The 10,841-nt window shown below is 24.8% G+C and carries 11 protein-coding genes; 2 read left to right on the top strand and 9 right to left on the bottom strand.

Features of this window, described 5'->3' with window-relative positions; translation table 4 throughout:
* Positions 1-55: 55 nt before the first annotated feature.
* Positions 56-301 (top strand): ferredoxin, encoded by a 246-nt coding sequence (locus C6B38_RS05605; RefSeq protein ID WP_071937013.1) that lies wholly within the window; start codon positions 56-58, stop codon positions 299-301.
* Between the two features lie 143 nt (positions 302-444).
* Here C6B38_RS05605 and C6B38_RS05600 read toward each other — a convergent pair whose 3' ends face one another.
* The 9 genes from C6B38_RS05600 to C6B38_RS05560 form a co-directional block, all read right to left on the bottom strand.
* Positions 445-816: a dUTPase gene (locus C6B38_RS05600; protein ID WP_233485571.1), complete on the bottom strand. Its 372-nt coding sequence runs from the start codon at positions 814-816 to the stop codon at positions 445-447.
* A 91-nt stretch (positions 817-907) separates the two neighbouring features.
* On the bottom strand, positions 908-2,392 hold the full coding sequence (locus C6B38_RS05595; RefSeq protein ID WP_233485570.1) for a VWA domain-containing protein: 1,485 nt from the start codon (positions 2,390-2,392) through the stop codon (positions 908-910).
* Positions 2,393-2,418: 26 nt separating this feature from the next.
* Positions 2,419-3,960: an AAA family ATPase gene (locus tag C6B38_RS05590; RefSeq protein WP_105298951.1), complete on the bottom strand. Its 1,542-nt coding sequence runs from the start codon at positions 3,958-3,960 to the stop codon at positions 2,419-2,421.
* A gap of 13 nt (positions 3,961-3,973) precedes the next feature.
* Positions 3,974-4,642, bottom strand: coding sequence for a hypothetical protein (locus C6B38_RS05585; protein ID WP_105298950.1), 669 nt, complete (start codon positions 4,640-4,642; stop codon positions 3,974-3,976).
* 290 nt (positions 4,643-4,932) lie between these two features.
* Positions 4,933-6,342, bottom strand: coding sequence for an Mbov_0401 family ICE element transposase-like protein (locus tag C6B38_RS05580; protein ID WP_105298949.1), 1,410 nt, complete (start codon positions 6,340-6,342; stop codon positions 4,933-4,935).
* Between the two features lie 105 nt (positions 6,343-6,447).
* Positions 6,448-7,209, bottom strand: coding sequence for a hypothetical protein (locus C6B38_RS05575; protein WP_105298948.1), 762 nt, complete (start codon positions 7,207-7,209; stop codon positions 6,448-6,450).
* 16 nt (positions 7,210-7,225) lie between these two features.
* Entirely contained in the window at positions 7,226-7,693 is a 468-nt protein-coding gene (locus C6B38_RS05570) for a hypothetical protein (protein ID WP_105298947.1), read from the bottom strand.
* A 69-nt stretch (positions 7,694-7,762) separates the two neighbouring features.
* A complete protein-coding gene (locus C6B38_RS05565) occupies positions 7,763-7,981 on the bottom strand; it encodes a hypothetical protein (protein WP_105298946.1) in 219 nt (72 codons plus the stop codon).
* Between the two features lie 260 nt (positions 7,982-8,241).
* Positions 8,242-10,383, bottom strand: coding sequence for a VirD4-like conjugal transfer protein, CD1115 family (locus C6B38_RS05560; protein WP_105298945.1), 2,142 nt, complete (start codon positions 10,381-10,383; stop codon positions 8,242-8,244).
* Between the two features lie 171 nt (positions 10,384-10,554).
* Here C6B38_RS05560 and C6B38_RS10125 point away from each other — a divergent pair, with 171 nt between their 5' ends.
* The gene (locus C6B38_RS10125) at positions 10,555-10,731 is read left to right on the top strand and encodes a hypothetical protein (RefSeq protein WP_162475895.1); all 177 of its coding nucleotides are present in this window, start codon (positions 10,555-10,557) and stop codon (positions 10,729-10,731) included.
* Positions 10,732-10,841 lie beyond the last annotated feature (110 nt).

Here is a 10,841-nt window from a genome sequence, read left to right as displayed (position 1 = left end):
ATTATTATTAAAATTTTTGTTATTATTATAGTAAATAAATAATGGAGTGATAAATATGGCAAATCGTGATATATCAAAAAAAAGAACATATGTAAATACTGACTTATGTATTTCTTGTGGAAGCTGTATTATGATTGATGAAACCGAAACATTTTTTATGGATGATGATGGTTTCGCAAATACAATTGATAATGAAAAGGAATTAGTGGAAGCACAAATGGTGTGTCCAACGGCGGCAATTTTTATTAAAACATTAGAAGAATTTAAGGAAAATCGTAAAAGTAGTCTTGATACGAATTAAAAAAATGTTTTATAATTTTTTATAAAACATTTTTTTAATAATTATTTTGTTGACGAGTAAAATTAATTTTATTTTTTTATTATAAGCGATAAGTAAATCATCTTCAGTAAATTTTAACTGTTCAGCAATTATTAAATACTGATTTAAAACTTTAAAATAAATTTCTGGTGTCTGATTTTAATTAGTTCTGTCGCAACAGCAAAACAATCTAAATAAAGTTTCGTCAAATTAATATTTTCCTTACAACATTCATTACAATATTGATATGTTTTAAAATCAACTCCTAAACTATTACCAATACTAATCAAAAAATGAATTCCATCAATATATTCTTCTAATAAAACATCTTTTGTTGAAGCTGGTTTAACACTTCAATATTTAAAATCACGTTGTTCATTAATAAATTCTGCTAATTCAACTAAGAAAGCTAAAATTCGTTTCTCAAATGTTTCATCATCATTTAATTTAAATTTTGTTAAAATGTGCTCATCTAATTTTTTTTGATTTTCTAACAAATAATTAAAAGTATCCTTACTTAATATTTTTGCTAATCTCCTTTGCAGTTATCATTCGTCCTAAAATTGCTTTTATTTAATTTAAATTTTGTTATTTCTTTACAATTTGGCCTGTTAACGAGGCAATAATTAGTTCTGAAGCAAATGGATCACGTGGGTCATAAATTCAAGCATTGTTAAAAATTGTTTCTACATTTTCTGCTCCCATTGTGCCAATTACAATAGCATGAAATCGATTCCGACGTTGTTTTAATAAATTTATTTTTGTTATTAATTCAGGTGATAAATCAGAAGTTAAAAAGTCACTAATTAATAATAAATCAGCATTAAAATATTCATTACTATCCATTACTGTTAAGGTATGTTCTAAAGCTGGTTCAACATTGGTATCTCCAGCAAAACTTTTTGATAAAAATTCAATTAATTTTGGGAGTGAATCTTTTAAAGAAGATAAATTATAGACATCTAAACTTTTAGAAAAATTAATCATATAGCAAGGACGATGTTCTCTTAAAGCAATTTTTGCAATTGCTAAAGCAAGTGCTTTGGCAATTTGTTCAGGACTACCTCGCATTGAAGAAGAAGTATCAATTGATAAAATGATTGGTCCTTTTTCTTCGGGAACATATGTTTCAATTGTCCGTAATTTAATTTGTTCTTTAGGAACTTTATCTTGTGATAAAAATTCAAATGTTGTTAATTTTCCCTCAATATATTTTTTATAAAAAATATATTTTAAAACTGGATCTTTTAATAAAACTAATTCGGCTGCTAACATATGTTCTAAATCCTTTGACTCAGTTGCCCCAATAATTTCTTCTGGTGAAGAATCAATTGGTTTTCATTCATAATCCATCACAATTTCTTCTAAAATGCGTTGTTCAATTAAATTACTTTCACCTTGGAAACGTCCTAATAATGTTGCAATTTCCATAATTGCTGGATTAGTTTCTAAAAATTTTGCAAACTTATCAATGGCTGACATATTAACACCTTTTTTTAGTTCTGTTGGATTTCATATTTTACCAAAAAAGTTTCATACTGTTTTTAATAAACTATTAGCTTTATTATATATTTCCACTTTATTATATAAATCTTGCATAAACTTTGTTCTTAATTCTTCAATTTTTGCAAAACGATAATCATTAATTCTTTTAATTAAAATTGATTCTCAAATTCCAATAAAATCACGAAATAACATATTTGGATTATTATTTTGTTTTTTATTAAATTCATAGCGATAATAATTTAGCCGATCATAAAATGGTGAATTAACTTTAAATAAAAAGTCTTGTGTTGAAGCATAATTCTTTTTTAAACCATCATAACCATTAACTTTAATTCAATGAAACAAATAAATTTCTTTTTCAATATTTGAGTCTAACTTAATTTTCATAATTTCATTTTCAATTTGGTGATCATAAAAATTATTAACAGCTTGATCAAACATTTCACTTAATCAACGATTTGTTGTTTTCATCAGAGCAAACTTTGGATTAACTAAATCCGTATTTTTTAATGCTGTTAACTTATTAGCTAATTGAACTCCCGCTTTTTGCTCTAAATATGGATTCATGTTAAATCCTCCCTTGTTTTATCCACTTAATTTTTTGTTGATTGTTCAAAATTATTATTACTTATTTTTTGTTCTGGGATTGAAAAATGTTCTAATTCTAACCCATCTTCATTAAAATTTAATTTACTATCACTAAAAGCATTGTTAACTGCTAACATAAAACGTTCTTTAAAAAAGAGACAATTTAAAGATAATAATCGTTCCTTTTCATCAGGAAAAGCAGTTGTTAAACTATCAATTTCCCGTTCAACAGCTAAAATTCTTTTTTCCACTTTTGAATTATTATCCACTTTTGAATTCTTAATTTCAATTTTAATTTCTTCATTTGTTTTAATAATTTTAAAAGTACTATCATTAACATAACTAATCTCTGTTTGTAAAACATCTGCCATATTATCTAAATCTTCGCCATAATATAATTCAATTAAAGTTGGTTGTGTTTTATTATGACGAGCATCAATGAAATCCTCAACACGGATAAAACAAATTGGATATTGTTGATTTTTTCAAAAAATTCGATGAAATGTTCCTTGTAATTTTCCATCAAAAACATCTAAATATTCACTTTTACGACTATTAACTTCTTGAATATCTTCATATTGAGCTGATAATTCTTCTAATTCTTTGCTTAAACGATTCTTTTTTTCACGAACATCATATGTTAAAGCATCTAAATAAAATTCATTAAAAATAGCATTATATTCTTCTTGTTGTTGTTCATCATCTCAAATACAATATGGAATTACTAATCAATCAACTTTGTCAACTGTATCACGACCATTATAAAATGCTGAAGCTTTCATTAAATGAGCAATCTTCTTTCAACGACGATCGGAAATATAATATTCACCTTCAGTAGCAATATACATTGCTTTTCGAAATCGTGAAATGAAATCAAAGGTTACTGATGTTATTTTAATCTTATTAATTTCTTTTCGTCACACATCATATTCTTCATGTGTAATTTGTAAAGCCTCATCAACTTTTACATCCAATTCAGTTACCCCAGCAATCATCTCATTAAAGTTTTCCTCATCTTTTAAACCTTGGGCAATATAACGAATAATAAAGCGGTCATATAAAGCTTCAAGGCCTTGCCCTTCTGCTGGCAATTCATTTGATGCGGAAATTAATAATTTCATTGGTACTTTAATATCTACTCCAGCATTACGAAAAATCTTTTCATTAATAATTGTTAATAAAGTATTTTGAATTGATGGTCCTGCTTTTCAAATTTCATCTAAAAATACAATTTCTGCGGTTGGTAAATATTTATCAATTAAACGTTTATATACTCCTTTTTGTAAATCTTCAATTGAAATTGGACCAAAAATTTCTTCTGGTGTAGAAAAACGATTCATTAAGTATTCAAAAATAGTACCATTTTTAAAAGCATGTTTTAAACGACGAGAAACTAATGATTTAGCAATTCCGGGTTTTCCTAAAAGAAAAATTGATTCACCACTTAGCATTGCTAACATTGCTAAATTAAAAATTTCTTCTTTTTCATAAACATTTTGCTGTAGTTGCTTTGTTAATTCTTCTAATCTTTCTGTAAGTGTCATCATTTTCTTTTTTCTCCTAAATTTCTAAATTAATTCTTCGTTTAACATCATCTGATTTAACAATCAAGAGGCATGCTCCAATAATTCAAATGGAAGTAATTATTAGAACCAAAACAATAAAAACTAGTAATCAAATATTAATTGGTTCAGCCGGATTTCCTTTAATACTTCCTAAAATCAATAAAATTGCACATAAAATTTCAACAAATAAAAAATATAAAATTGCTAACATAATATATGCAATACCTCATCCATAAATAGCACCCGCAGTTCGAGCCATTGCCATCGGAATAAAATATAATAAACTAAATAATAAACTAAGAAATAAGAAGCCATAACTTAAAAGATCTTTAACATAAAGCTCAGCAAAAACTTTAATATTTGGATCAAGATAATTACTTAAAGCAACTAAAATTGCTTTTTGACCAATAAAATAAGCTAAAAGAATTGCTATCAACTGTCCAAAAATGATAAAAATTCGCCCTACTCGTTCAAGTGGACTATCCCAAAACATTCGTCGTTGTGAAAAATCATTATGCTGAGTTGGCGACAAATAACTAAAACGTTTTTGCTCTTGTTTAGATAATTCTTTAACTTCTTCCTCATATTTTCGGCGTTCTTCTTCAGTATCAAGCAACGCTAAATCTGGAAATTTACTTCCATATGTGGGCTTATTTTTAAACATTTTATTCTCCCTCTGGTATTTAACCTTATTTTATTTTAATTTGTGTAAATATTTTAACATTTTTCCTAAATTTAGGCAATTAATTATTTTTTTCGTTCGAATATTATTTTAGGTACCAGTTCAACAATAATTTTAGACTACTTTTAAAAATAGTTAATCATTAAACCGCTTAATTTAAAAGTATCTTATTTACACATTTATTAAAACATATTTCTTTAAAAAAGGGAATACCAAAATGAGAATATTTTAAAAATATTCTTTTTTTAATAAAATTACTGGTTTTTTAACTACTATCTTACTGCTGTTATTTCTTTTAATACTTTACTAATACCAGTAGTACGATAATTCATTACAGGAATCCCTCCCTTTTTAGGTTCATATAATGAATTATTAGCATTATTATTTCACTTAGCCATTTTTATATTTTTCAATGAAATATCTTTATTTTCAAGCTCTTCATTAAAAATTTCTTTAACTAAGTTTAATCCATTAATTTTTGCTACACGTAAAGCTAAAATGTTCCTAAATGAATCATACGAATATATCTTATTCCCATGGCCTAATTGTGCTTTTATTGTATGCGATATTAATGCTTTCGCACATGCACTTAAACATCAATCATATTTATACGCAATGACACCATCTTTGCGTTTTTTCAAGTATTTAATTACATTTAATAAATTATTTTGTTTATTAATTAAATTAGACTTATTTTTAAAGTATTCTAAATGAGTGACTAATTTTGTATATTCTCCATTTTTAAAAAGACCTTTACAAATCTTAAACTGCAATTTGTCATATTTACTTTTTAAATTAAATACTGTTCCAATTTTTCTAATTGCATGAAACTTATCTAAAACATATTTTGCATTTAAAAAATGAGAAGTATTTTTTATCCAATCAGCACCATCTCCACATACAATAAATTGAGTATCAGGTGTAATATTATAATATTTTGACATTTCTTTGAAAAGTTCTTCACTATATTCTAATGTATTAATATTTGTAGCAGTTCTTAATAATTTACAATAAGCTTTTTTATTCAATAAAATTGAATTTCCGACTCTTTCATCTTCTGATATATGACCTTGATGAAAAAATGCTGTTCGAATTCGAAATTTCTTCTTCTTATTTTTTTCTTTCAAAGATAAAAAAGTATCATCTAGAACAATATAAATATATTTTGATGATGTTTTATTGCTAAAATTATTACTTGCATTTTCTAAATTAAGATTCAATTTATTAATTAATCTAGCTATTGAAGAATATGAAAGACTTTTAACTGGAATCATATCATTAATATCTTTAATTCTTTTCCCATCAGCTACATTAGTTAATATTAATTCTTTTAAATCATGTGTAATTTTTTGATATTTTTCAAATTTTAAATCCTCTAGTAAAAGACATTTAAATCGTCATTTTCCATAATTTTTTGTTTTATTATTATATGCATTTGCATCTCAAAATTTATAACGCCTAATTTTAATCTGAATATCTCCAAGTAACGTAATAAAACATCTTTTTTTAAAACCTTTTGGCTTAAAACCTAATTTTCTAGTTTCATCACTAAGAAAAATTTCCTCATCACGTTTTAATAGATGATTTTTAATTTCAATAAGTCCATCTTTAATTAATTGCTCATTAATGTCAGAAAAAAATTGATATGGGTTGATACTACCAAGTTTATTAATAATATTCATATTTATATGCCCCTCATACTTGCCCTAATTTTTACTTGTATATATTATAACATTTTGGGTCTTTAATTAGGATAGGCTAAAATAAAAAATGCCTTTTTATTGGCATTAATGAGTACTAAATCAATTGTCTCAATCTGCTATTAATTTATTTTGTTCTTTAACAATAGCATTAAATTCATCTTTTGAATAGGTTCCCTCTATTCACTTATTTGCACCATTCATAGCAATCTGTTCTTTATTATAATAAAATAAACTTCCCATACTTACTAATGATAAATTAGTGTCATCTCCTAATAAAATTTTAACAAAATTATTAATTATTGTATGATCTGAATTATGTAAATCATTAATATAACTGTCAAAAGCAGTTTCAACATATGAATAATTAATTAAACCTCCCAAATCTTTAGTATTTTGCACTGGATTCTCTGGTACTTGTCCATTTATAAAATAATTCTGATTTATTTTTTTAATATTATTAAACACTGTAATCAATTCTTGATCTGTTGAATTATCTTTATCATTTATTTTTACTATGTTATAGATATCATACAATCCTAATGCATATTCATTGTAGATATCTGCCTCAAGGCCAAAATACAACATTTGCGAATCTGGCTGACTCATATCATTCGAATCAAAATTATTTCTTGTATCTTGATCTAGTACTATATTTAAAGCATGCTGAGTATAATCTTGAAAATAATCACTAATCGTAGTTAACTTTGGGTCTGGTTGTGGTTTTGGATGAGGTTTTGGATTTGGTCAGTTTCCTCCTGAAGTTGAATTTATATTGCATGATACTATATTTGTAGCACTTATTGTAGTTACTGTAATTGTACATAATAATACTAGTAATTTTTTCATATTTTACTCTCCTCCATTATTTTTCATATTTAAAATATTCATCTTTAATTTCAAACGGATTAAATTCTTTTTCTAATTGTTCCGCATATTTTTTCATTCAATCTAATTTTTGAAACATAATTTCTTTTGGATTATTTAATGCATTTAAATCTTTTCCTTGTTCATCACTAAACGCATTAATTGTAAATACTGATATTTCTTGAATCATATTAAGTAATTTAAATACATTCGTAAATTGAAAATCCATATATTTAATAAAGCGATTTAATTTATTATTAAATGTTGTTTCAATAAGTTTTTTATTTGGGCCAGCAAAAATATGTTGATTTTCATTATATAATTCGAATTCAGCTCCTTTACGTAATAATTTTAAATATAAATCATTTTTTGATTTCTCTTTATTATTAATAATTAATTGTTTAATTAATTCTACATCTTTCAAATCATATACATATATTTTTAATTCCATAGCTGAACGAGACATTTTTTTTCTCCTTTCGCATAGACATCCTATCCGAAAGCAAACAAAAAGCACACAATAAAATAAAAGAACTTATCGAGTAAGTTCTTCATTTTCCAAATCATATTTTTCAATGTTATATAGTGAATTATTAAAATCAATATGATTATTCCTTATCTCTTTGATTTGTTCTAAAATATAAGGAATATTTGTTGAAACTAATTTGTAATATTCCTCTTGTTCCATATTTCCCAAATATTCTGAATGAATATTAACTATTCAATTGTGGCTTCCATTTTTATCTTCATACAAACAATTTCATTCAATATATTTTTCTTCTAGTGTATTACCAATTAATTTTTGCTTTGCAGCATTAAATTTATCTTTTTCAGATAAGAAATTTTAGAAATCTGATAATGAATCTTCAATAGCATCATTAGAGTTTAATCAGTTAACTATATTCATTGTGAAATCATTTAAAGTCACTATTTGAAGTTTTGATAAATTATTTAGCATATTAATAATCTCTTTTCGCAAGATCATAGTATCAGAAAAAGAACTTATTGCATACATTAAAATGATTTAATTCGAATATTTAATTCTGATAATTCAGCTCTTAATTTCTTTATTTCTTCTTGAACATCCGAGTAAATATTTTCATCCTGTTGTAAAAATGTTAATTTATCTTGAATATCTTCTTTTCTCTCTATTAAAATATCTAGACTAACAACCGGTTCTTTTTTCTTAATTCTAATTTCTTTTTTACCAAAAGATTCATTATTAACAAAATTATTATCATAAGTAAAATTATTTTGATTTATTTCTAATAAATTACTAAAATGATTTTTTTCAAATTCTTCTTCTGATAAAGGAACTCTTGGAATAATATCAATTGAACCTTTTTGCCATTCATCAGTTTTTCACATTGGTAATAATTTAACTTTATATGCATAATCTTTGTGTGAAAATAATACTCCTTGTTCTAAAGGGACTACTAATAAATCACCTGGTGGAATTAAATCAACTTTTTGAATACTTGCTGAAGTACTATTTGGTTTATAAGTTGCTTTAGATGGGCCAAATAAATTAAAACTAGTAGTTTTTTTGGACGGATGACTACTATCAACATTAGATGAATAATTTTTAATTAATTTAGTATTTGTTCCAGCCCGTTTTGAATAACGTTCAGCAGTTATATCATCTTCGGTTCCAATAAATAACTGGGCATGACACTGATTTAAAATAGTTCTGGCATCTTTATCACCATATTTTGATTCTAGTTGTGAAATATCTTGTAAGATTAAATCCCAAAATATTCCTGCTCCCCGTGATACTGATATTTTGTTTGTCATATTATCAATTTTTGGGTAATTAGCAAATTCATCTAAGATAAAATAAAATGACTTTTTCAATGTTCCACCATTTTTTTCAGCATAATTTGATAAGTATTTATATACTTGTGAAATAAACATTGAAGCAAATTTATGCTTATCAATTGACTGGTGTGAAACAATCGCAAAAATAGCGGTTGGTTTTTTAACAATACTTTCAAAATCAATTTCATTTCGTGATGTAATGTTTTTAATCAATGAATCATTAAAGATACTTAATGCTGTTTTTAAAGTTCCTAAAATTGATCCTGTTGTTTCTTTGGCATTATCAATTATTGAACCCGCCATATTTCGAGCTGGATGAGTTAAAGGTAGTGAAGATAAGTAGTTTTTTAACTTTTCAATATTATTTATAATTGGTAAAATTGATGCTAAATTGAATCGATTCTGATCAAATATCTTATCATTTCTCATTTTATATAACATTGCTAATAAAATTCCATTTGCTAAATCACGTGCAGATTCATCAAAATATTTTCCCTGACCATCATTAATTGGAACAAGTGTACTACAAATATCTGAAATATATTTTTTAGCTTCTTCTTGATATTTGTAATATGATTTAATTTCTTTTGTTTTAGTTTTTATGCTTTCATCATGATACTGAATTTCTAATTCACAACCTTTTTTTCAGTTTTCAAAAGCAAGTTGCAAAGGATTTCAATAAATTGATTCATCGCTCTCTTTTAAATTTAAAACAATAACATTATATCCATTTTCAGCTAAATGCTTTGATGATAATTCAAATAGTTCACCCTTTACATCAGCAATAAATATTGATGGTTTTAATTTTGAATTAGCAAATAACTGTAATGTTGGAATAACATGTCCTTGTGACTTTCCATCTCCTGAAGTGGCAATTGTAACCACATGTTTATCAGCTGCAACATTACAATAAATTTGTTTTCTTTTCTTAAAAACACCTTTAATTTTTTCAAAAGAATTAATTACTACTCCAATATGTTTACCACTGTTTTTAAACTTTACTAACTTATATTTTTTGTTAAACTCTTTATTAGTCAAAAATCTTGCTTTACCAAATGTTTTATCACTAACATCTTCTGAATATTTACTTTTTGATTTTGTTATTAATTTTGTTCAATATATAAACGTAAATAAAATAGTAATTCCTATTCCTAAGTATAAATAGAGTAAATTACGATTTAAATAAATATAATCTAATGCAATTTTAATATCTAATTTATGCAATTTTAATAAGCAATTAATTAATCCACATAACAATAAGCCTAAGAATACTATAATTGGTAATAAAACTAAGTATACTATTAAAAATGATTTGTTTTTTTCAAGTCAACTTTTCATATTTTTATTTCCTTTCGCATAGGCATCCTATCCGAAAGTAGGAAAAAAGTAAATATATATAAATAAATCAAAGATATCAGTTAATTAGTTGATTTTTGATACTAATTTCTTTTAAATTTTTTATTTTTACAAATTAAATAAAAATAGTTATAATTTATTATAGGTGGAAAAATGTACAATGATTTAGAATTGTTTTTTAATAAACAACATAGAGTAATAAATGCCAATTATTCCAAAGAATATATTAAAAAAAATGGAATTTTTCTTACACATGATTTAAAAATATTAGATGACTTGATTAAATTTTTATTTGAAACTTACCAAGAATTAATAAACAACATAGAGTAATAAATGCCAATTATTCCAAAGAATATATTAAAAAAAATGGAATTTTTCTTACACATGATTTAAAAATATTAGATGACTTGATTAAATTTTTATTTGAAACTTACCAAGAA

Source organism: Spiroplasma sp. ChiS (genome assembly GCF_002968355.1).
GTDB lineage: Bacteria > Bacillota_I > Bacilli_A > Mycoplasmatales > Mycoplasmataceae > Spiroplasma > Spiroplasma citri.
Note: the sequence above shows the minus strand (reverse complement) of the source record. Positions and strands in the feature narration are given on the sequence as shown.